Source organism: Cupriavidus sp. UBA2010, from assembly GCF_002335265.1.
Taxonomy (GTDB): domain Bacteria; phylum Pseudomonadota; class Gammaproteobacteria; order Burkholderiales; family Burkholderiaceae; genus Cupriavidus; species Cupriavidus metallidurans.
The window spans coordinates 56,624-78,537 of sequence record NZ_DDCI01000001.1; the positions used below are offsets into that span (position 1 = coordinate 56,624).

Here is a 21,914-nt window from a genome sequence, read left to right on the forward strand (position 1 = left end):
ATTGGCTTGCTTCTTAAACTACCTGCACCTTTTCCAGAAGCGAACCCATGACCTCCCTTCCTTCATCGGTTGCCGCAAGTGCCATCGTCGACTGCCTTGACGCAAGCGGCTTGCATCACATCGTCACCGTGCCCGACTTCGTTCAGCTCTCGGTTCACGCCCTGCTCGATCGCCGCGCGCAATTCAAAGTCATCCATTGCTCGGACGAGAACCAGGCCATCCATGTGGCCGGGGGCTTGCAGATTGGTGGTAAGCGGACAGCCGTACTTATCCAGAATCAGGGCCTGCTCAATTGCATGAACAGCTTGCGCGCCGTTGGCCTGGATGCCGGCCTGCCGATGCTGCTGGTGGTTGGCCAGTTCGGGCGCGAGTTCGACAACGTTGGACAAGACCCTGCCCAATCGCGCCGGCGTGTGGTGAACCTCGTGGAACCGATGCTGGACGTGATGGGTATCCCGCATTGGCGCCTGGATGGGCCGCAGGACGTTGGTTGTATCGAGGAAGCGGCGAGAGCCAGCGTTGCACGCCACATGCCTGCCGCTGTGCTGATTGGTCACTACACCGGATGGAACTGAGCATGACTCTGAATACACAAGAAGCTTGCGAGATCATTCGCGACGCGCGCGCCGAGGCAATCGTGGTCAGCACGATGTCCGCCATGAACTGCATGGATCAGATCGATCCGGACTATGCGCTCGGCCTTTCCTCCGTGCCGCTGATGGGCGGCGCGGCCGGTTTGGCGCTGGGATTGGCGCTCTCGGTCCCGCAGCGCAAGGTTATCGTGCTGGACGGCGACGCCAGTCTGCTGATGGAGCTTGGCGTGCTGGCGACAGTCGCGGGCGTGCGCCCGGCGAACCTCTACCACTTCGTGTTTGCCAATGGGGTGCAGTTCAACGGCGGCGCCAACCTGGCGGTGGCGGGTTCTGCGCCGATCGACTTCTGCGCGATGGCCATGGCCGCTGGCTATGCCAGTGCGACGCGCTTTGAGCAGGCGGCGCACCTTCGGGAGGCCATTGCTTCCTGCCTGACCCAGCCCGCTCCAGCACTGATTGAACTGACCATTGCACCGACAGCGCCGCGCTTCGGCCCGACGTTTCTGCAGCCGGAGCAGCCAGACGCTCGCTTCGAGCGCATGGGCAAGGAGGCGCAGCGATTGATGCGCAACCTGGGAACCCTCGCATGAAGGCGACGCAGACAACGGCAGACTACGTCGTGGTCGGCGCCGGTTCCGCCGGCTGCGCTCTGGCTGCTGGTCTAGCACGCTCTGGCAAGCACAGCGTGACGCTACTCGAGGCGGGCAACGACTCGCGCCAGGTGTGGGTTCGAGTGCCCGCGGGAGTTGCCTACCTGATTCGCGATGAACGGGTTGTGCGGCGCTTCTTCACGGAACCCGAAAAGCAGTTGAACGACCGGAAGATCTATTGGCCGCGTGGCCGGGTGCTTGGTGGTTCCTCAGCGGTCAACGGCATGATCTGGGTGCACGGCGATAGCCAGGAGTACGACCGCTGGCGCGACGAGCATGGCCTCGCAGACTGGGGCAGCGACAAATTCAAGCCCTATCTGAAACGTGCGGAGTGCTACCGGGCGGGCGACCCGGCGATGCGCGGACACGCCGGCCCGGTGCGGGTGAGCGAGTATGGGCCGCATCTGCCGCTAATGGAGGGCTTTGTGCAGGCTTGCGTGCAGGCCGGCATACCTGCCAACCCGGACTACAACGGCATCAACTACGAAGGGGTTGGCTACCTCCAGCTCAACACCCGGCGCGGCCTGCGTGTCAGTGCACGCGATGCCTACCTGAAGTCTCTGCCCGCCGACAGCAAGCTGAGCGTGCAGACGGGCGCCATGGCACAGCGCGTTCTGTTCGACGGCTCGCGGGCATGCGGTGTCGAGTACCGAGTCGGCGGCGAACTGCGCCAAGTGCTTGCCGCGAAGGAAGTCATCCTCTCTGCCGGCGCGCTGCAGTCCCCGCAACTGCTGGAGCTCTCAGGCATTGGCGATGCGGCGCGCCTGCGCGCCCTGGGCATCGACGTGCGGCATCATGCGCCGGAGGTGGGCGAATGTCTGCGCGACCATCTGCATGTGCGCCTGACCTTCGAATCTCGCAATGCTGTGACGCTCAACCAGATCATGCCGAGCCTGTGGCGCAAGGCACTGATGGCGGCGCGCCTGGCCGTGCATGGCAACGGTCTCATGAGCAGCGGTAGCGCGGTCGCGCATGCCTTGGTGCGCACCGCGCCGCACCTGAGTCAGGCGGACGCAAAGCTCCAGTTGCACTACCTATCGAGCGCTGACGCGCGCACGGCCGGCAAGCTGGTCCTGGACGAGTTCTCGGGCTTCTCCATCGGGACCTTTGCGCTCACGCCGAAGTCACAGGGCACGGTGCATATCGTTTCGCCTGACCCTGCTCAGGCACCCGCGATGAACGCCAACTACCTGCAACACCCCGACGATGTCGCTTCGATGCTCGGGGCACTGCGGTTGGCGCGCAGAGTTGCCCAGCAGCCGGCCCTCGCGCGCTTCGTGGTGCGGGAAACCCGACCCGGGCCCGCGGGCAACTCCGATGAGGAACTGCTCGACTACGCGCGCGCGGTCGGCCAGACCTCCTATCACCCCATCGGCTCCTGCCGCATGGGTACCGATGCGAGATCGGTGGTGGACGAGCGTCTGCGCGTGCGCGGCGTGTCGTGCCTGCGTGTTGCAGACGCATCCGTCATGCCGACGATGCCCTCTGCCAACACCAACGCGCCGTCGATTGCTATTGGCGAGAAGGCGGTCGATCTGATACTTGAAGACGGCAACCGCTGACCTCCCTCCTTACAGATGAACGTCATGAAGAAACACATTGCTCGTTTGATCTCCCTTGCGGCGCTTTGCTGCATCTACGTGAGTGCCACGGCGCAGGCGGAAACCGGATTTCCGGTGCGGCCAATCAGGCTAGTGGTACCTGCCAGCGCGGGCGGCGAGCCCGACATCCTCGCGCGCCTCGTGGCCCGGCAAATGAGTGTGGACCTGCGACAGCCGATCGTCGTCGAGAACAAGGTTGGCGCCAGCGGATTGATCGGTGTGGCCTCGGTCGCAAACGCGAAAGCTGACGGATACACCATCGGCATCGTCTACCAGGCGGCGCTTGCGCTGTCGCCTCACCTTATCGCCAAGAGACTCTTTGACCCGCTTGCCGACATCGCCCCGATCGGCCTGATCTCCGTTTCTGGAAACGCGTTGATGGTGCCGAAGAACTCGCCGATCACCTCCTATGCCGATCTGATAGCGCGAGCAAAGTCTAGCCCGGGAAAACTTAGTTTTGGCTCATGGGGAGAGGGTAGCGCGGGTCATATCAGCGGCGAGGTCATGAACAAGGCCGCTGGCGTTAACATCCTGCACATTCCTTACAAGGGGTCCAGCGAATCCGTAATGGCCATGCTGGGCGGCGAGATCGATGCGGTCTTCGGCGGATGGGGCCTGGCGTCGACGCAAGTGAAGGCCGGGAAGGTGCGCGTTCTTGCTGTTACCTCGCCGCAGCGCTCCCCAATGTTTCCCTCGGTGCCCACGTTCAGGGAGCTCGGCATTCAGTTCGGCCTGAACTCCTGGTACGGTTTGGTAGCACCTGCGGGAGTCCCGCCGGACGCGATGAGGCGCCTTGAGGAATCCTTGCGTAGGGCTGTCAACGGACCGGAGATTGCAGAGCGACTTCAGGGCATGGGCATGCTGCCGCAGACCTCGACGCCAGCCGAGTTGCGCGACCGCATTCGCAGCGACTACGACACTTGGGGAAAGAAGATTGCCGAGACCGGCATTCAGGTTCACTGAGGCAAGCGCCGATCCTGCGATCTGATTCATCGCGTCATTGAGTTTGCAATAACTACGATCATCTCTCCTGGCTCGCCTCTCATCCAGTCGGCATTTGGAATGCCCTCGTCAAATCGACTATTCCATGCCGAGTTTCAAGTACCACTGGATGGTTCCGGGCGCCGGGGGGTACCACCTTTGTATGCGCCAGGCGCCCAGTAATTGTCCCGAGGAGTAGTAGGAATATGAAGCGACCGCAGTGGCAGATGCTTGGTCAGGAGCCGGACTATCGATTCACGCTTGCGAACGAGCGCACCTTTCTGGCTTGGATTCGGACTGCACTTGCCGTCTTGGCTGGCGGCATTGTTCTCGACCAATTCGCTAGCCATGTGGAATCGAAAGCCGTACTTTCTGGTGTAGCACTAGCGTTGTCGTTGCTGGCAGCGGTGATGGCAGGCTGCGCTTATTCTCGTTGGAAGGGGAATGAGATCGCGATGCGTCATTCCGGGCCCCTTCCTGCCTCTATCGGCATCCCGCTGCTCAGTGCTGTGATCAGCTGCGTAGCATTGGTCCTTACTGTCGGACTGGTGGTCAAGCTTCAGTGAGTCGCGATCCTGGAGCCCAGCCGGAGCGCACAGCGCTCGCATGGAGACGTACAGCACTTTCCACACTGGTCAACGGTGCTCTACTAGTGCGCGCCGCCGCGGAGGCACATTCCGCCGGCTTGTGGGTGGCCGCCTTGCTGGTTGTCGTTGGCGCTTTGGCCATGTTTGCTGTAGGGTGGTATCGCCATCGCTCGCTCACGCTCGAAACGGCTCCGCCCTCAGTCCATGCGGCATTGATGATCGTCTGTCTCTGCACCGTCTTGCTCGCTTGCGTTGCATCAGTCGTTATCCGCGTAGGAAAGTAAGACTGGCATTGCTTCGCGAGCGTGTAAGTACTGGGGAGGCAGATGTCGTCGGGTGCCCACAGGCATTGGCTGACCCCACTCCGCCACGGATTGGCTACCTATTCAGTTTGAGACGGGACAGCACTAGGATTTTTCGTCTGTGTAACTCTCTCGCGGAGGATAAACACCGGCGAGGCGGGCGATCAGGATCGCGACGAACAAGCTGCCGGTGATCTGTTCCACCATACACATGCCGCGTGCCGGCCGCGTCAGTGGCGTGATGTCGCCGAAGCCTGTGCTCGTGAGGACGGTTATGCTGAAGTAAAGCGCGTCGGCGTAGACGAGCCTTCCCGGTTGCCCGACGACCATGTACGACTGCGGATAGAAGAATCCGATACTCGCGTAGACGTACGCCCAGAGGACGCCGATCAGCAGATAGGCGGCAGCGGCGCCAAACAGCTTGTCCGGCGTCATGATCCTGGGCTGGAAGACATAGCGGAGAAGATACGCGACGGTGATGAAGTAGAGCGCAACGCTGAACAGCCAGGATACGGCGAGGCTGCTGTCGTCATCGTGCCAAAGGCCGAGGTACTGGAACCACATGGCCGGGAGGGCAAGCAACAGCACGATCACGAACGACAGGGTTGTGCGGCCGACGGCTGCCACGGTCGCCAGCAGCAGGAACATATTGACGATGTTCAGGACGAGGCGGCCACTGTCGCTCGGTGGGACAAACGATACCGCGCCGATGAGCGTGAGCAACACCAAAAAGAGCCAGAAACAGCGCTGGTAGAAAATGCGAGAGAGCGCGTCGCGCGTGGTACGGATGGCCATGCTGATATCGTCCCGGCCTTCACCGCGCGCGCGAGGCAAGGCGCGAAGTAAGCCGCTCGGCCAGCGCGCGATCAATGACCTCGAACGAACGGCTTGCCCGCTCATAGGCGTACATGTCGCCGGTCGCGATGTCGAACCACCAGCCGCTCAATACCAGCGCCCCCGCCATGACTTGCCGGCGTACGATCGGGTAAGTCATCAGATGTTCGATCTGCACGAGGACGTTGAGCTGTGACAACTGGTCGTGGGGCTTCAGGCTTTCATCGAGCGCACCCTCATGTTCGAGGCGGAAGGCCGCGTTGCTGGCGTGATAAAGCCATTTATCCAGATTTGGCGCTTTCAGCTTCGGGTTGCGTGAATAGACAGCTTTCATGGCGCCGCATTCGGAATGACCGCACACGACAATGTTCGCGACCTTCAGCACCAACACCGCGTACTCGATTGCGCTTGCTTCGGAGAGATCGCCGGTCGAGACCCCTTCCGCAGTTGCCGGGGGGATCAGATTGCCAACGTTGCGCATCGTAAAAAGATCGCCGGGATGCGTCGATGCGAGCAGGTCCGGAACTACCCGACTATCCGAGCATGTGATGAAGAGCGCATCAGGCGTTTGCGCGAGCGCGAGCTTGCTGAACTGTTCTGCGTACCGCGGTAGCATCTTCTCGCGAAATTCCACAATGCCCATTATGAGTTTGCGCATGGTGTGCTTCTGACATTGTTGAGCCTGACAATTTTTCCGGTCCTTGCGAGAACCGGGTACGGGTATCAACGGTTCATGGAGTTGTACCGGGACGTGCTCACTACGGTCCTGAGGCGGCGAGATGTAGTCAAATATGCACCGAGAGGGCGATCAATCGGGTTGGGATACCTTTCATCGTCGGGAACTGCGAGGGACCAGGTTGTCGCCACGTTGCTTCTCGATGTATTCACACACGCTGGATGTCATCAGGTCGGTGCGGAAGCAAACACAGCCTGAGACGGGCTATCGTTGTACCGTCTCAGTGCAAGGAGCGTACGGGGATCTGGCGACTGCATCCCAGCTATACAGTGGCCATTTACTATGCATTGCCCTGTGTATGTGGCGCAGGATTGCACACGTGCTGAAACATCCTGAGTTACTGCTCGATGCCGCGACTACTGCGACAGCCACCGCCAAGCGATTGCGTTATCGCAGCAGGATGTTCGCAGCTTGCGCGATTGCTGCGTTGGCGCTCGCGAAGTTCTGGCCAGGATGGAACATGCTCGCCATGATTCCAATGCTGCTATTGCGATGGCCTCGGCGGCGCTGATTCCGGGACTTGATTTACGCCGGGGATACGTATAGCGGTCTGTCCGCGCGTACAGAATAGGAGGACTCGCCGTCTACATGGCCAGACGGCGTGGTGTCGTCACGGTGACTATGCGTGAGCGATTGTGCTCACCATGCATACTTCACCCCCACGCGCAGCGCGTACTGGTAGAAGCTCTGCGCGCCCCAGGCGCCTGACACGTTGGACCATGCCGTCCAGCGTTTGCCCAGATCCGCGTTCACACCGAGCTTCACCTCGTAGCGGTTGCTCGGATACATGCTGCCCAGCGGCAGGTCATTGAACGAGATGCTGCTGGAAACGCTGGTGTGCCACCAGTTCAGCGTCAGGTATGGCTGAATCTTGCGGTCGTCAGGGCGCAAGAATGTACGATGAAAACGCGCGCCGAGCCGGGTGATCCAGCCGTGCGAGCTGGCGCCGGTGATGCTGGTGCCGGTGGGTTCGGTGATGTCGGATTCGTTGTAGCCCACATAGATCAACTGGCCTTGCGGCTCGATGATCCAGTCATTGCGCAGCGGCACCGCATAGCCGGTCTCGCCAGACGCGGCCCAGCCTTGCGCGTTGTAGCGCACCGAGGGCAGGTACTGCCCATCGACGTGGTTGGTGAACCAGCCGTACTGCACCCAGGTGTCGACGTAGGCCCCGAGTTTCTTCTCGTCGTTCTGATACCACGTGGCGTATCCACCCACGCTCCAGCCCTCGACGGTGCCCTTGGCGCTGAACGGGTTGCCCTGCGCGGTGGCATTCGTGTTGGCGTAGCCATAGCTGCCCATCAGACCGAGGTGGCCCCGGTCCGTGCCGTTGCCGAAGAGCTTCCATTTGGCCAGCTCGGCGCCGCCGTGCAGCAGGAACGAATTGGTACTGGCCTTGAAGATGCCGTTGGCGCTCTTGCTGCCCTGCCAGTTGCCGACCGCGCGCAGCCAGCCCGAGCGGGGTTTGTCCTGGTCAGGATTGAAGCCTTGGCCCTCGACGTACTGAGGCTCGCCCAAGCGGTCATGCAGGCTGTGGACGAACATCTCGCCCACGAGGTGCTGGTTTGCGAGGTAGGCCGCTATTTCAGGTCGATAGAGCGGTTTGGGTGGCTCGGGCGGCGTTGGGGGATCGGGTGGCACGGGTGTTGCCTCCGAACGCAAGTACCAGGCGTTGGCGTTCGAGCCATCGGAACTGCCACGGAATAGCTGGTACTCGTATGCCCCCGCGACGACGCGCCCGTCGAGCGCGAAGGCTCCCGCTGCAGTGGTCCCGCCGTTTGCGGTGTCCACCACTGTGATCCCGTTGGCAGTCGTCAATGCACCTTGCCCTCCGGCATTGGCTATACGCAATTTGGAACTACCCGATGCCGTGCCGCCATCAATAACAAGCCTATCTGACGGTGCGCCATCTCCTGCCAACATCGTATTCAGTGCGATGGTCCCGCCGACGCCACCATAGTTGTTGACTGTCAGGCTCTTGAAGCCTGGTGTCACGGATTGGGGGGAAAGCGTCCCGCTTGACACTGCGGGGGCAGCGAAGCTGATGAGGCTCGCATTGTTTGCGAGGTTCGTTAAGTTGGAATCCCCCGTTATCGTCCAGGTGCTTCCGTTGGAAAGCGTCAGGTTCGCGATACTGCCGGCGACGGTGGTAGCACTGCCTGTCAGATGGCTGCCTGCATCGGCGAGAAAGTTCAGGGTGCCAGCTTGGCCGGCGTTATCGCCAACATGAATAGCATTCGACGACGCATTACTAAGCGTCGTGTTGGTCAAGTTCAGGTTCAGCGTGCCGCCCGTCACGCGTACACCATCACCATTGGAACTGATGGTCGAGTTGCTTACGGTAATCGTGGAGGGCGTGCCTGCTGCCGCGGCCTCTGATTCGATAGCGACGCCTGTACTGCCGCCGGCAGCGCTGGCAACAGTCATGGCGCTGTTCGCCAGCACCAGCGACCCCCCCTCGTAGGTATTCAGACCAATTGCTGCGCTTGTGCCATTGACGGTCAGCGTTGAATTGCCGGAGAAAGTAACCGAGCCACCAGCGTTGGTGTACAAGCCGGTGGCGGTGGTTGCTGCGTTCACCGCAAGCTGGGCAGCGCCCGGAACGATAACGGAGCCGCCGCCACTTGCGCCAGCTATCTCGGCAGTACTGCCTACGCCTCGCAGGGAGCCAGAGATATTATTGACATTGACAACTGCGTCGGCATACCTGGCAAAGAGGATTGTGCCGCTGTTGCCCGTCGCATCAATCGTGACACTCCCGGTCGCGGTCGTCTTTGCCCTGTCATAGGCCGAAATGCCGATCTGGTAGTCCCCGTACACTCCACCAATCCCGCCCATCGTGATATTGACGTCCTGCGCAGTAAGCACGCCCGCTGCGTTCGAGACAAGGCCCCAACCTTGCGTACCGTTGCTGGACGTGCTGATCGTTGTCAGTCCAGATAACGTGATCCGGCTATCTGTATGCGCGTAGATCGCGTAAGGCTTGTCCGATGAGGCGCTTACACTCAGGCCTTGTGCCGAAATGGTCGAAATCGAGGACCCGGAGGCGTAGCGTGCATAAACGGCCGTAGCGCCGATGATCCCGGATGCGGAACCACTGCCAACGGCGTTGACCACCGAGTTTGTGCCAAGGTCAATCGTGCCGCCATTCATGGCGGTGGCTACGCCGAGTCCGGTTCCGGACAAGTTTTCTGCAGTAATGCCACCCCCTCCGGCGACCACAATTCCGTTACCAACGCCACCCGTCAGGCCATTTGCGTACAAGGCGGGATTGGTATTGCCGCTCGTTGCCGCCGTTGTGCCGGAAGCGATTTGCGTCGGCGGGACCGCACCAGTTACTTGCCCAACCCTGGGGCCTGTCAGTCCCCCGCCTTCCGAGTTCGGATCCGCGGGCAACACCGGTGGCTGCGCTTGCACCATTCCATACGGACCTGCCCCGATGACAAATCCGGTGAGCATTCGGAGTAACGGTGGTGACATGCTTCTTTTTGACATGAGCAGCTCCCGTAGCGATCTTTGCGTTACCTCAGAGAAAACTAGGGGGATTGGGCGTCAGGGACAATTTAGAATTTCATAACACTGATGTTAGAGAAATAGTTGAAAGATGGTTAATAGGTTAATTTCGACTAACGAAGAAGGATGATCATACTTACTGCATAGATAACGTCCGCTTGCGAAAGATAAGTTGTTGGAATATTTGCCGCCGGCCAAGCCGGAATTGCATCGCCAGTATTATGAATTGCGCGGTCAGATACTGATTGATGCGAATTACTTATTTAGCGATAAGCATAATGTCTATTCGTATAATTGAATTTCCTCAGCCGATCTCTTTGACGAAGTGATCTCAATTTTATGAGGGTGCCATAAGAATTTACATCCTGGGTCAGAGACGAAGATTGCACTGTGGGTCTGGGGATGTGATGTGGTTTTGCGTTCCAGACTTGAGATCGACTGATGACGATAGAAGTCTCCCGATAATTCTGCGATGGATGAGGCTGATCTCGCGCGTTCTGTGCTAAACGGCAAACGCACACACGGCCGACGACGGGCGTGGCTCAAAGGGGGCAGCAGCGAGTGCGCATGGGTTACGGCTCGAAGCGGGATTGCCGCCGGTAGATTCCTCGTTTGGGTGTCCGTTTGTTGCTGCGGCCTGATTGACTCCTGTCGCGGCGCCGACGGGCCGGGAAGGCCAGTAGAATGCGAGATTGCCCTGTAACCATCGAGGTAACTAATGGACATTACTCCCCCCGTTACGCTGGAAGAGTGGAATGCGGCCGGTGCTGACTATTTGCCTGGTCTTCTTGGCATGCACTTTGACAAAGTGGAACCCGATGAAGTAGTGGCGACGCTTGAAGTGCGTCGTGCCTTGGGCGCCTGGAATGGCTACTTGCATGCAGGAACGGTTGTCTCGCTCGCAGACACATGCTGCGGCTATGGAACCGTGCGAAGCCTACCAGCAGGGGCCAGTGGGTTCACCACAGTGGAGCTCAAGAGCAACATGCTTGGAACGGCCCGTGATGGCATTGTGATTTGCACCGCGCGTCCCATTCACAAAGGGCGCACGACTCAGGTCTGGGATGCAGAGGTCCGTCGCGGTGGCGACAACGCCCTGATCGCTAGTTTTCGCAACACACAGTTGATCCTCTGGCCCAGAGGATAATCGTCGCGGCCTCATACGTTGAGTGCGCGCCATGCTGTAGCGCGTGACGCCATGATGCCCGGCGTGCGGCCAACATGGCGTAGCTATGCGCTCGTCCTTCAAAATTCAGGCCAACGGTTTGGCGCCGCCTTGCAGTGGCGCATCACCATCGATGACACTGCCTCGATCGTTGATCGAACGGTAGTGAACCGTTGCGTCACCAGTCGGAGTGATCTCGCCCTTGAGCGGGAGTCGCTGGGTTTCTCCCGGGGCGACCATGTCGCCGCCCTCGAACGTGGCATGTTTGCCGCCCGCACGAGCCTCTGCGCTGGCGAGCGACACGTGATAAGCCGTAGGGTTGCGGACTTCGAGGACCTGCGTCTTGCCGTCACGCACTAGGCGCCAAGTCAGATGTTGCGGGGCATGGAGCGCATCTCCCTTCAGTCCTGCCGGACGATAGAACAATTTAATGCGGGAGCGGACCGCTACCTGCAGGTAGTTCTGGTCGGCCTGGCCTTTTTCTGACGCGGGCGGCACCTCGAGCAAGTTGAGCCAGAATACTGATTCCTTGTCCTTGGGCAATGCCTTGCCGGTATAGAGGATACGCAGTGTCTGCGATTCTTCAGGGTCGATGTGAGCCGCGGGTGGGGTCACCGTGATAGGGGCCGCGATGGCAGACGGCGATGCGTTGGCGTCCCCTGCATCGATCCAGGCCTGGGTCAGGGCAGGCTGCTTGCCCTTGTTGCTGATCTTGAGGGTGGCTTCGTGCTCTTGCGCGTTATAGATAGCCCGCGTTCCCGCGATCACGACTGAGGCATGCGCCTGCATGCCGGCCATAAGGCCAAAGACCAGAAGACTTGCGCCAAGGAGGGGGCGGAGTTTGTACATCGTATTCATGGTGGATCCATATTTGGTGTGGAATGTCGTCCTCGGATGAGGGTGCTGATGGCCCGGGATTGCTCCCGCTTAGCCTCGGCGCCATGCAGGCGCCGCACTCCTTACTGATAGACGGGTTGATTGGTGACGTTCAATGCCACTGAACCGGCTCCGGTCGCATCCGTCGCACGGCGTTTCGCCGCCGGTCTGACCATTGGTGGTCAGGATCGAGGCCTGTACAGCAGGCAGCGTCACGGTGACGTTATCGCCAGCGCCGGCATTGACCACGCAGGTGTCTGCCAATAGAGCGCCATTGAATGTGATCGTGGCGGCGGCGATTGCGGTTGTGCCGGCTGCCAGCATCAGTGCGGTGGGGGGCTTGGAAGTTCATGATGAAAGACCAGATGAGTAGGTTTCGATGTTGTTGATGACTGTTGTCTGCTCAACGTGTTCAGTCTAGGAGGCGGTCATGGTGCCTTCTATCGAAAGGCTTCTAATCTGGCACCACCACTCTTGGTTCTCAGCCCTTTGTCAGCAAGGCCAAATGTGCATAGTCAAGAACCCCGGTCAGTCCTCGACAAGTCAGGTCAAGGCGCCCACGATCGCCGCCGCTGGCGGCTGGTCGTCGCAACGAAAAGGCGCCGACTGGTAAATGGGCCGCGCGACATTGGGCGCCCGTTGAGTGGCCAGCTTTTCGACATCGTTCTATGTCGTACGCGACAGACACAATTTATTCTGTCAATGGAGAACTGCGCGAAGCACTTGCCAGAATTCCGGCCTTTCTCAGAGTCAAACGTTGAACGCCAATTGCCAATTGCCAAACGTCGCACATGACATGCCGTCCCGTTGATACCATTGCCGTTGATGTCCACCTTGAACAAGCTCTGCAAGATGCTATTGCGCGAAGCGAACTATTCGTGGACTACCAGCCGGTTTTCCGACTGCAAACAGGGGACATGACCGGCGTCGAGGCGCTCGTGCGCTGGCGCCATCCGGAACGCGGCGTGCTATCGCCTGTCGCATTCATTCCACTCGCTGAGGCGAACGGTCTTATCGTGCCTATCGGCGAGTTTGTGCTTGAGGAGGCGTGCCAGATCCTGCGTGCGTGGCGAAAGTCGGCAATGCACGAACTGTCGATCGCCGTGAACGTCTCAGCAGTGCAACTGGCGTACGGCGACTTCGTGCGTGTAGTGCGCGAATGTTTGGACGAGTATGGGGTCGACGCACGGCGTCTGCAGCTTGAGATCACCGAAACCGTGCCGTTCACGAATCGCCAACTCGTCATCAAACGGCTTGTCGAGCTACGCCAGCTCGGGGTACGCATCGTGCTCGACGACTTTGGATGCGGATACATGTCGCTCCAGCACCTGACCACCCTGCCCGTTGATGGCATCAAGATCGATCAGTGCTTCACCACCGGACTGCCTGACGAGCCGCGTGCGACGGCAGTCGTCTCGTCGATGCTGGGTCTGGCGGAGCGCCTCGGGCTTTCCGTCGTGGTCGAAGGTGTCGAGACGCCGCGCCAAGCGTCGTGGCTGAGATCCTACGGCAACGTTTGCGTGCAGGGGTTCCTGTACTCAAGGCCTCAGCCGATCCTTCACAAGCCGCTGCGGATCCGCTCTCCGGTCCCTTGGGCCTGACACGCCGCGAGCGGCCAGGCGCGAATACACCGAAGTTGCCCGAGATCTGTCCGTTGCTTTCTGAGTAGTGGGCATGTTGCCCCTGGCGTGTCCCGGCCGCCTCAGGTTGACAACGCCTCCAGCCGTTCAAGCATTTCCGCAAGCTCCTCGCCAATCACGCGCGCTAGCGATTCAATGTTGTCGTTCCAGCTCTCAGTATCCGCAATGGTTGCCCGCAGCTCCTGGCACGCTTCATAAAGCATCGACGGCCCCAACACCGACAGCGTACCCGAGACACCGTGCGCCCAGCTTTCGAGCGCCTTATTGCTTTGGGACTTGACGGCACTATCAAGCATCGCCAGGTCGCGGTGGCATTGCTCAACAAACATGCTCGCGTACTCCGCAGGCATTGCAGGAAAGCGTGGCAGATCGGTATCGATGGCCGCTGCCGTCGCCTGCGAGGCCGAGACAATCCCGGCACCATTTTTGTCCGCAACAACTGACTCGTTTCTCAGCGCTTGATCCGGGTTCGCCACATCGTCAAGCACACGCGCGAGTCCGGCAAGCGCCACAGGCTTGCTCAGATAATCGGTGAAACCTTGCTCACGACCTTGCGCCACGTCCTCGGGACGCACGTTCGCGCTCACCGCGTAAACCGGGAGCGAGGGAATGCGCCTACGTGCCGCCTCCAGCAGCTCGTAACCACTCATGCCGGGCATGTTGATATCCGTAAGCAAGATGTCAACATGCCCGGCGTCGAGCTTGGTGAGCGCTTCATTGCCATCCGCTGCTTCGACGACATTTGCGCCCAGCGTACTCAACTGGTCGCGCAACAGCCCACGGTTGAGAAGATTGTCCTCGGCAATGAGCACGGTCAGGCTGCCATAGTTGCGGCCACCCGGTGGTCGTTCTTTGCCTGCCTGACCGGCCGGCGCATCGGTGGTGGCTTCTGGCATCGCGCGCAGCAGTTGCGTGGCCGCTCGAATGCCAGAGAGGCTGTAAAGACAGACCTCGGCGCTGCCGTCTTCGCGCAGGACAGGCACGAGCGGCCCATTCTGGCGCAGCCAGACTACGTTGTTTGAAGAACCCCATAGCTTTAGTACCTCATGGGGAGCGTACTCGTCGGTCACAAGCAGGTAGTCGCCGAGCGCTTGTGGTTGCGCATGCTCATGCTCGGGCAACAACAAGGGAGGATTCTTCTTCGGATCGAACAGATTGGTCAGCCACTCCTGGTTCTCGATCGCACGGCACAGAATCGCAACGCGCTGGTCTGTCAGTGTCCATTCGGCCCCAGCCGTGCCAGTGGCGCAGGCCTGGAGTGGCAGTGTGACGGTGATCCGCGTGCCAACGCCCAACGTACTGTCGAGCTCGATTCTCCCGCGCATCAGATTGCACAGCCGTGCGCAGATCGAAAGGCCCAGACCAGTGCCGCCGGCGCGCGTGAGGCGTTGGTCATCACCTTGCGTGAACGGACGAAAAAGCCGCCGTTTCAAGTCATCATCGATGCCGACACCGGAATCCGCGACGCTTATCTTCAACTCGCCGTTTGTCCAGCATGCGCGGACGACAATTTTTCCGGATGGCGTGAACTTGAACGCGTTCGAGAGCAGGTTGTCAATAATCTGGCCAAGACGCACTCGATCAAATCTCAGCTGCGCGGGTATCGTACGGTCCATCACCAAGTAGAAGCTCAGCCGCTGACGCACTGCGAGCGGCGCATGTGCGATTACAGCGCGGTCAAGCAAGTCGGTGACGGACGACCATTCCTCGCTGAGGCGCAGTTCGCTGACATCCATCTTCGAGAAATCTAGAACGTCGTTGACTATCTGCAGCAAGCTCATCGCGGAAGCTTGCATTGCCTGTACACGCGCTGCCTGTTCGGGCGCGAGCGTACCCAGGGCCACCAGCTCGAGATTGCCGGCGAGCGACGCAAGCGGCGTGCGAATCTCATGGCTCATTGAGGCGAAGAAACGCACTTTCTCGCGCGCAGCCTCGTCGCTTGTGTGCTTCGCCTCGCGGAGCAACTGCTCGGCTTCGTAGTGTCCCGACATATCATTAATTGCACAGAAGAGCACGTCCTCACCGTCGAGCTTCGCAGGTGCGTAGGTAATCTCAAGGTGCATGCTGTCACCGACAACGCTTTCCAGGCTGAACACGAACTGGTGGATCGGCGGTGAATCCGCACTCGGAGCGAGGGCGGGCGACGACAAGCGCGGGGCGAGCGCCGCGCAGAGCGCGTCGGGCAGGGTCGTCGCAATGTCCTCGAGGCCGAGCACGTTGCGGGCAATCTGATTTGCGACGACGATGGCAAAATCGCGTTGACGCACCACGCACAGACCGACCGGCGTCGCATGGACAAGCAGATGATTGATCAGTTCCCCTTCGAGCGCGCGCTGCGCTCGTGCGTAGGTGCGCGTGAGGAAGCGGTGGTTCCAGTAGCGCGCCATTGCCAGCAGCAGCGCGATCAGCGCCGCTGTCATGAAGAAGATTGCCAGCAGTGGCACGCGGATCAGCGCGAAGTACTGCTGCCATGTAACAGAAAGCAGGTAATGCCCGAAGCCAAGAGCGAGTGGTCTCTGATGCAACACCCAGCCGACGCCTGAGACGTAATGGAAGCGTTCTTCTGTCTTCATTGCGAGCTGTCTTTCCAGGTTCAGCACGGTTGCGGTCGAGAGCGGACCTGTAAGCGGCTGGCCAGCGGGATCGATCAGAGTGGGCAACGCCGCGTCGGTGTCCTCTACGGTTGGCATCGGGAGTTCACGGACGTCGACAGCCGTGATAATGAGCGCGTCAGGCGGCCCGTTGCGTTGGACAAGCATCGCGCCAAGCACCAGACTCGGAGCGAAGCCGAGCGCAGCGGGTGGCCGGAACCAATGAACTTCGCGGACGGCATCCGCTGGGGAAAGCGATCGATTTGCGTCATCTGCAGTAATTTGCTTGAATGCCGCACTGACCAGTATCCGCATGGCGGCACCTGGATCCGCGCGCAAGCTGCCGTCCTCCGGCCTAGCGTAAATTTGGTGGCTGAATCCGGCATTGCCGTCGAGACGCACGAACATTAGCGGAAGCTGCATCCCGTATGGTGCGAAAATCTGCACCGCACGGTCGCACACCCTGCGAAGCTCAGGGGTATCACGAAGTCCCTCAAATGTCGGACTACACGCTTCCGGTGGCCGGGCTGTCCCGCGCGTAAGCCCGCCCAGTTCTCCGAGGCCGAATAACGTGCGGGAGCCTAGCAGCAGGGAATAGCGTCGCAACAGCAGTTCATTGCTCTCGTTCTCAGCCTGCTTTAGTTGTTGCCATTGCTGCTGCAGGGCGTTTGATCCAACGCTGAGCGCGGTAAAGCCCGCCGCATACAGCGCCGCGAAAACGAGTAGCCCGATCACCATCGAGAACACCCGGCGCTCGCGTTTCAGATTCGCGTCAAGTTCCCGAAGCGTCTTGAGCGGCGACGAAGGCGATGACGCGAGCAAGCGTTCCATCAACGGAATCCGTGTTGAGATGCATAGCGGATCAGGTCGGCATTGGTTTCGACATGAAGCTTGCGCATGGCCATGCGCTTCTGCGTTGCAACGGTCGTGACTGCGCGATTCAGGCGCCTGGAGATGTCGGTGACCGACAGTCCGAGCGAAAAGAGGCGCACAACTTCGAGTTCACTGGGCGAGAGCGGGTTTGTGTTGCGGAACGCCTCCGTAGTACCGCCATCCTGCCCGAGGCGCATTGCAATCCTTGGGGAAAGCAAGGTCTGGTTAGCGCCGAGCGCACGATGGCAGATCTGCGCTAGCGTACTCTCCGACTCCTCCTTGCTGACGATGCCGGCCACGCCCAGGCTACAAAGCCGGTTTAGGATGCCACCGTTGGTAAGCATGGTGAACACAACGACAGGCGTGTCGGGATAGAGTCGTCGTAGTCGGCCAATAAGGCGTAGACCATCTTCTTCGTCGCGGTCGCCCTGCATCGTGAAGTCGGTCACAATCAGTCCGCAGGGACCGTCGCGAGCCAATTCGTCGAGCAGCTCAGCGCCGGAGCGGACCTTCGAGCGGACGTGAAAGCCAAGGGTGCCCAGTGCGTTCGTAACCGCCATCAGAATGATGGGATGGTCGTCTGCGACGACGACTTCTACGTGATGTATAGCGCTCGACATTTTCGCCCCGCTTTTCAAAAGGCAGAAAGGTGCTGGACGCACTGGTGATGCGCGCTCAATGAATCAGAGGAGCCGCACCGATTTATTCTAGTTGACGTGGCACCGCATATTAACTTGGCGATGCATGGCGAGTTTTGCGATGGGTCTAGCTATCAGATGGCGTCGATATTTCGTCAGGGCCCGCCATCGCGTTCTCCAGCGGAATCAGGCGCGCTATCGCATTGCGCATGAAAGCAAGCCACCGAGAACTGGCCCGCGCCGCGGCACTGCCCACTGCACGTGCGTGTCCGCATCTGCTCCAAACGAATCGGCACAGCGGCAAGCGAGGAACGAACCGTTGGGGCTGAGGCAGGTGCCGGAAGTCCCGCATCAATGTACCTTGTGCGCCACACAAGACTGGCAACCATGAAAGCGCCCGTCGCGGCCGCCATCAGGAGGATCGCGACCGGCGCGAACCAGCAGCCAAGCGTCGGGCGCTGCCATATGAGGAACAGCACTGTGAAGAACAGCAGGAAGCAGGCCGGCAGGATCCAGAGCGTAAAGTGGCAGATTTGCTCACATATGCGCACAAAGCGGCCGGAACTTCGCTGGCATTGATTGTCTGTCGCGACGGCGGACATGGCGGAGATTTTTCTCTGGGGGCGAGCTATTCGATACCTTTAGCCTATTGGTTAATCGCTATCGCCTCCATAGAAGGACTTCGAAACTCTGTGCGACGATTGCCCGCACAGGCTCATACAGCAATGGCGTACGGCGGCATTCCGAACCTCGTTAGGACGTGGATCGCGGCGCGTGAGCGCCGACTTCGTGTTCCACAGGAGGCGGCCGAGAAGCAACGTCCTGAGACGACCGCATTAGCGGCTCGTCAATCGAGCCTGCGGCAACCTGCTGCGTCAATTGATGGCGTGCCCTTCAACGCCACCACTTCGCCGGCGCGCAAGCCGACCGCATTGTGTCCAACCGGAAGTACACGGGGCAACGCTTGCCGAGCCATTTTGTAAGGGCGATAGGAGCGGATACAACGTCCCCCTATACTCTTAGTTAGAGCGTTTCCGACGACCATGGGTTTTCGGAGCGCCTTCGCTCGTTTCCGGGCTTCCCCCTCGACGACGTCTGAGGACTGGTGACTCCTAAAGTCACTCACGGGGATCTCCTGGAAACTCCATGCAAGATGCCACGCGGCGACGTCTGCTCGCCAATATCCTCAATATCCAAGAAAATCGGACGTGCGCCAGGATCGATGCGATCGGCGCCCCGCGATTGCAATACTTCTCGACTGAAGCGTGCCCATCCCGCGCCTTACGCGTGACCACCAGGTCGACAAGGAGACCTGGATTCATACGCATGGTGGCAACTCAATCGCATGGGGCAGCCACGCTTTTGTTCGACTGGGACCGCGCTGAGGCGAAATCACTCCACAGTCGTCCGTCGGCTCGCCGGCAAAAAAAGCAAGGCTGAGCGAGGTAACACCATGCGTACGTTGCTGTATTTCATTCTGAAAGATGTCGTCACGGCCCGATTGGTACAGGCGCGACTCGGCGAACTTGCCGATACATCAGCACTGGTAGTGGGGCCTTGGTTTGCACAGCACGACAATCAGCCAGTGGATGGATTGCCAGGCATCGACGTTGGTCAGACCACGTATCGCGAAGAACTGGCGATCAGCGGAATCTTCGTCGGCGCGATTATTGCCGCACTGGCTGTTTTTAGATACGGAGTCTCAGTCGGTGCAAGTGCTACTGCCATTGCGTATGTTGGTGCTGTGACGCTAGGCGCGATGACTGGTTGGTGGGTCGGCGGATTCGTCGGCACCAGGATTGGCCGTCTCGGACTGCGGCGGCGGAAAGCGCAAATGACACCAGACCAGTTGCTGATGATCTCCAGTTGCGACTCGAACTACAAGGAATCCACGAAGCAGCTGATTCACGAACTGGGTGGTGTAGCGATTGACGAGCACAACGACCTGATGCCGAACTTCAGGTGGGTATGATTGCCTGGCCTCCAATTATCTGCGATGTCACTTTCGATTTTGGGCTTGACCTTGCGAAGGATGTCAAAACGACTTGGAGATGATCATGCAACGCACGACAGAGTACAGAGGTTTTGCGATACGCATTGATTTGCTGAACACGTCGGAGGGGATGTTTGATACCTGGTTCCAGATCAGGGGGCCAATTCAAGCTCGCGATGCCGTCTACGGTGTGCGCCTCAAGGTGTTGGGGTCCCCGTTTTCGCGCCGCTGGGCACATTTGGTGGGCGAGCTCGCCGCGCGGGCGTCCATCGATCAGATCCTGGGTGTCGACGAATACTAAATGGATTCTGAAGGCTTCTTACCGAAGCCGCGGTGGTGCGCTACGTTGCGGTGACCCATGGTCTTTCTGGCGCCGCGCTTGCGTCCCGTCAGGCCCGGTCGTGACGCGAAACCAGAGGAATAACTTGTGTAGCAATCGCACGCAAACGCTCCGCGGTTGCTACCAATCCGGGCCGCGCACGCTCTACGAGGCGTGTTAAGGTGCGCAACGGGCTGCTCACGCGGAGTTGGCTGCGATTGATATCCTCACGGGTATCGAGGGTTACTAGATCATGCTGAATCTGAATGCGAGAACTATTTTCGAGAGTCTGATGTACAAGGATCGACACCTGAAGTTTGACGTTGTCGAGAGGACATACGGGGACTGGTGCTGGACCTATACCATCGACGGCCGCACGACATTTAGCAGCCATGGAAGCAGCTATCCTACCCGCGAGCTTGCGGCGATCGACGCAATGGACGAAGCATTGCTTCGAATCGACAAGAATCCGGTCTAGTCTTACACTGCGCTACCAAGTTCTCATCCCGACGAGAATCAGGTTGGGCACGATCAAGCTCCGCTGGTTTCCTGGCTCGCTAGCCTTCGACTGAGGCTTCACGATCGGCTGGGTCTGCGTTCTGGCGGTAGTCGAGGATGGCGTGCACCATGGGTCTGATTAAAGATGATGGGGCGTTCTTTCGCCATGCTAGGCTTGCGCTAACTTGGGAGTTTGAAATGGCTACCACCTACAGGCGGCACATCATCAACTGCAATCCGCAATTGCTTGCCAGTGGCGAGTACAACCCCCGTCTGATTGTGACGGAGCATCAAGCCGATGCGGCAATTGATCATGTGATCGATCTTGGTCCCGATGCCTATCGAACAGCGCAAGAGGCATCGCAGAAGGCTGAAAGAGCTGGCATGCGTTGGGTCGACGCGAGGGTGGGTCCGATTCATCGGCATGGAGACTTCGGCTACGAAGTCTCCGCCGCATCCAAAGAGCGAGCGCAGTGGACTGGTGAGGTTCGGATATATGGTTCCAGCTCCCCGGCCAACATCTTCGATCGAAGAACGGACTACCTTGTCGCTCCTGGCATATTCCGTTCTGATGGCGAGGCGATGGTTGTCGCGCGAGCCTATGCTATCCAAATAATCGACGCTGGCACCATGTTCACGTGGGCCGACGTGTAGGACACGTCAACGTCCCACCGCGCAATCCCAGGGTGTTTTGCCATTCGCCTTTCCATGCGCTATCCCTGCTGTGGCAAGTACTGCCGTCTGCAACGAATGATGCTGATGCTGCCAGTTTGAGCCTGGGAGTCATTTCTCCGTGAGCGGCAGCAAGATATCGGCGTACCAGGCGGAGTTCAGACCTAGGGCTTCGTCTAGTTCGAAGTCCCGCGAGCTCACGTCCAGGCGCGCCGAATGAATGCCGAGCAGCATCCATGGCAGCGCGTGGGTGCCGGCATCGGTACTAAGGATGCGCGTGACGACCGGTGCGCCGCTGGTACCGCGATGCGTCCGGGCATCGGTCAGGAAGTAGCCCTTCCCCTTAAAGCGCATGCCGAATGAGGAGGCGATGACCGCCTGCCGTACCACGGGCAAATGGTGAAGCGTGTCATGAAAGCCCAGCGGGAAGCCAACAATCAGTAGCGAAGTACCCGCTTCGATGAGGTCGTGCGGCCTATGCAGGTGAGCGGGCGTAAAGGCCCGATAGACCATCTCTGGCGGCAACGCAGCGCGGTCGAGTTCGATCACGCCCACGTCAATCCCACCGGCGGTATCGAGCCCATCGCGCCAGACACTCTTGCCGTCGCGATACAGCAGAATGGAGAAGCCGATGGACTCCGCCATGTTCTCCGGATTGACATGCAACTCGATCTCGATCCGGTCAGGGAAGTGCTTGCTTGGCTCATCGAACAGCACATGCCGGCTTGTCACAACAAACAGGCGATTGTCTCGCTCGAAGAAAAAACCGGTGGCATTGGTCAGTGCCTGCTGCCCATCGAATGTCGCAACGCGCGTGGCGACCAGCAGGATGGGTTCGATCATCATTTCACC

Annotated in this window: 20 protein-coding genes; 12 read left to right on the plus strand and 8 right to left on the minus strand. The window is 59.7% G+C overall.

Annotated features, from left to right (window positions below):
- Positions 1–47 precede the first annotated feature (47 nt).
- The 6 genes from B2246_RS00270 (at position 48) to B2246_RS00295 (ending at position 4,696) form a co-directional block, all read left to right on the plus strand.
- Positions 48–575 carry a thiamine pyrophosphate-binding protein gene (locus B2246_RS00270; protein ID WP_008646207.1) on the plus strand — a complete coding sequence of 176 codons (528 nt, stop codon included), beginning with the start codon at positions 48–50 and terminating at the stop codon, positions 573–575.
- Positions 566–1,183 (plus strand): thiamine pyrophosphate-dependent enzyme, encoded by a 618-nt coding sequence (locus B2246_RS00275; RefSeq protein WP_080709847.1) that lies wholly within the window; start codon positions 566–568, stop codon positions 1,181–1,183. The genes B2246_RS00270 and B2246_RS00275 overlap by 10 nt, the downstream gene beginning before the upstream one ends.
- Positions 1,180–2,805 carry a GMC family oxidoreductase gene (locus B2246_RS00280; protein ID WP_286962476.1) on the plus strand — a complete coding sequence of 542 codons (1,626 nt, stop codon included), beginning with the start codon at positions 1,180–1,182 and terminating at the stop codon, positions 2,803–2,805. Before B2246_RS00275 ends, B2246_RS00280 begins: the two co-directional genes overlap by 4 nt.
- A 24-nt stretch (positions 2,806–2,829) precedes the next feature.
- A complete protein-coding gene (locus tag B2246_RS00285) occupies positions 2,830–3,807 on the plus strand; it encodes a Bug family tripartite tricarboxylate transporter substrate binding protein (protein WP_286962478.1) in 978 nt (325 codons plus the stop codon).
- A 224-nt stretch (positions 3,808–4,031) separates the two neighbouring features.
- Positions 4,032–4,391 (plus strand): YidH family protein, encoded by a 360-nt coding sequence (locus tag B2246_RS00290; protein WP_008646212.1) that lies wholly within the window; start codon positions 4,032–4,034, stop codon positions 4,389–4,391.
- A complete protein-coding gene (locus tag B2246_RS00295) occupies positions 4,388–4,696 on the plus strand; it encodes a DUF202 domain-containing protein (RefSeq protein WP_080709846.1) in 309 nt (102 codons plus the stop codon). The genes B2246_RS00290 and B2246_RS00295 overlap by 4 nt, the downstream gene beginning before the upstream one ends.
- A 123-nt stretch (positions 4,697–4,819) precedes the next feature.
- Here B2246_RS00295 and B2246_RS00300 read toward each other — a convergent pair whose 3' ends face one another.
- From B2246_RS00300 to B2246_RS00310, 3 genes are all read right to left on the minus strand, one after another.
- Positions 4,820–5,509, minus strand: coding sequence for a potassium channel family protein (locus tag B2246_RS00300; protein ID WP_008646213.1), 690 nt, complete (start codon positions 5,507–5,509; stop codon positions 4,820–4,822).
- 19 nt (positions 5,510–5,528) lie between these two features.
- Positions 5,529–6,206, minus strand: a complete 678-nt coding sequence (locus B2246_RS00305; protein ID WP_186426270.1) for a carbonic anhydrase — start codon at positions 6,204–6,206, stop codon at positions 5,529–5,531.
- Positions 6,207–6,923: 717 nt separating this feature from the next.
- The gene (locus tag B2246_RS00310) at positions 6,924–9,743 is read right to left on the minus strand and encodes an autotransporter outer membrane beta-barrel domain-containing protein (protein WP_286962481.1); all 2,820 of its coding nucleotides are present in this window, start codon (positions 9,741–9,743) and stop codon (positions 6,924–6,926) included.
- A 772-nt stretch (positions 9,744–10,515) separates the two neighbouring features.
- Here B2246_RS00310 and B2246_RS00315 point away from each other — a divergent pair.
- Positions 10,516–10,944: a PaaI family thioesterase gene (locus B2246_RS00315; RefSeq protein ID WP_186426269.1), complete on the plus strand. Its 429-nt coding sequence runs from the start codon at positions 10,516–10,518 to the stop codon at positions 10,942–10,944.
- A gap of 105 nt (positions 10,945–11,049) precedes the next feature.
- On the opposite strand, the gene B2246_RS00320 is transcribed toward B2246_RS00315, so the two are convergent.
- Positions 11,050–11,820, minus strand: coding sequence for a fimbrial biogenesis chaperone (locus tag B2246_RS00320; protein WP_286962483.1), 771 nt, complete (start codon positions 11,818–11,820; stop codon positions 11,050–11,052).
- 809 nt (positions 11,821–12,629) lie between these two features.
- Here B2246_RS00320 and B2246_RS00325 point away from each other — a divergent pair.
- On the plus strand, positions 12,630–13,439 hold the full coding sequence (locus B2246_RS00325) for a putative bifunctional diguanylate cyclase/phosphodiesterase (RefSeq protein ID WP_186426266.1): 810 nt from the start codon (positions 12,630–12,632) through the stop codon (positions 13,437–13,439).
- A 101-nt stretch (positions 13,440–13,540) separates the two neighbouring features.
- On the opposite strand, the gene B2246_RS00330 is transcribed toward B2246_RS00325, so the two are convergent.
- From B2246_RS00330 to B2246_RS00340, 3 genes are all read right to left on the minus strand, one after another.
- A complete protein-coding gene (locus tag B2246_RS00330) occupies positions 13,541–16,900 on the minus strand; it encodes a hybrid sensor histidine kinase/response regulator (RefSeq protein WP_286962485.1) in 3,360 nt (1,119 codons plus the stop codon).
- Positions 16,900–17,562: a response regulator transcription factor gene (locus B2246_RS00335; protein ID WP_035884006.1), complete on the minus strand. Its 663-nt coding sequence runs from the start codon at positions 17,560–17,562 to the stop codon at positions 16,900–16,902. The genes B2246_RS00330 and B2246_RS00335 overlap by 1 nt, the downstream gene beginning before the upstream one ends.
- 173 nt (positions 17,563–17,735) lie before the next feature.
- Positions 17,736–18,182, minus strand: a complete 447-nt coding sequence (locus B2246_RS00340; RefSeq protein ID WP_008646222.1) for a hypothetical protein — start codon at positions 18,180–18,182, stop codon at positions 17,736–17,738.
- A gap of 851 nt (positions 18,183–19,033) precedes the next feature.
- Between B2246_RS00340 and B2246_RS00345 the strand changes: the two genes are divergently transcribed.
- The 4 genes from B2246_RS00345 (at position 19,034) to B2246_RS00360 (ending at position 21,044) form a co-directional block, all read left to right on the plus strand.
- Positions 19,034–19,552, plus strand: coding sequence for a hypothetical protein (locus B2246_RS00345; RefSeq protein ID WP_186426263.1), 519 nt, complete (start codon positions 19,034–19,036; stop codon positions 19,550–19,552).
- A gap of 85 nt (positions 19,553–19,637) precedes the next feature.
- Positions 19,638–19,874, plus strand: a complete 237-nt coding sequence (locus tag B2246_RS00350; RefSeq protein WP_035884004.1) for a hypothetical protein — start codon at positions 19,638–19,640, stop codon at positions 19,872–19,874.
- A gap of 310 nt (positions 19,875–20,184) precedes the next feature.
- Entirely contained in the window at positions 20,185–20,370 is a 186-nt protein-coding gene (locus tag B2246_RS00355) for a hypothetical protein (RefSeq protein ID WP_234707066.1), read from the plus strand.
- Between the two features lie 149 nt (positions 20,371–20,519).
- Positions 20,520–21,044 (plus strand): hypothetical protein, encoded by a 525-nt coding sequence (locus B2246_RS00360; RefSeq protein ID WP_234707065.1) that lies wholly within the window; start codon positions 20,520–20,522, stop codon positions 21,042–21,044.
- 129 nt (positions 21,045–21,173) lie between these two features.
- Here the strand turns inward: B2246_RS00360 and B2246_RS00365 are convergent, their stop codons facing one another.
- Entirely contained in the window at positions 21,174–21,905 is a 732-nt protein-coding gene (locus tag B2246_RS00365) for a S1 family peptidase (protein ID WP_008646228.1), read from the minus strand.
- Positions 21,906–21,914 lie beyond the last annotated feature (9 nt).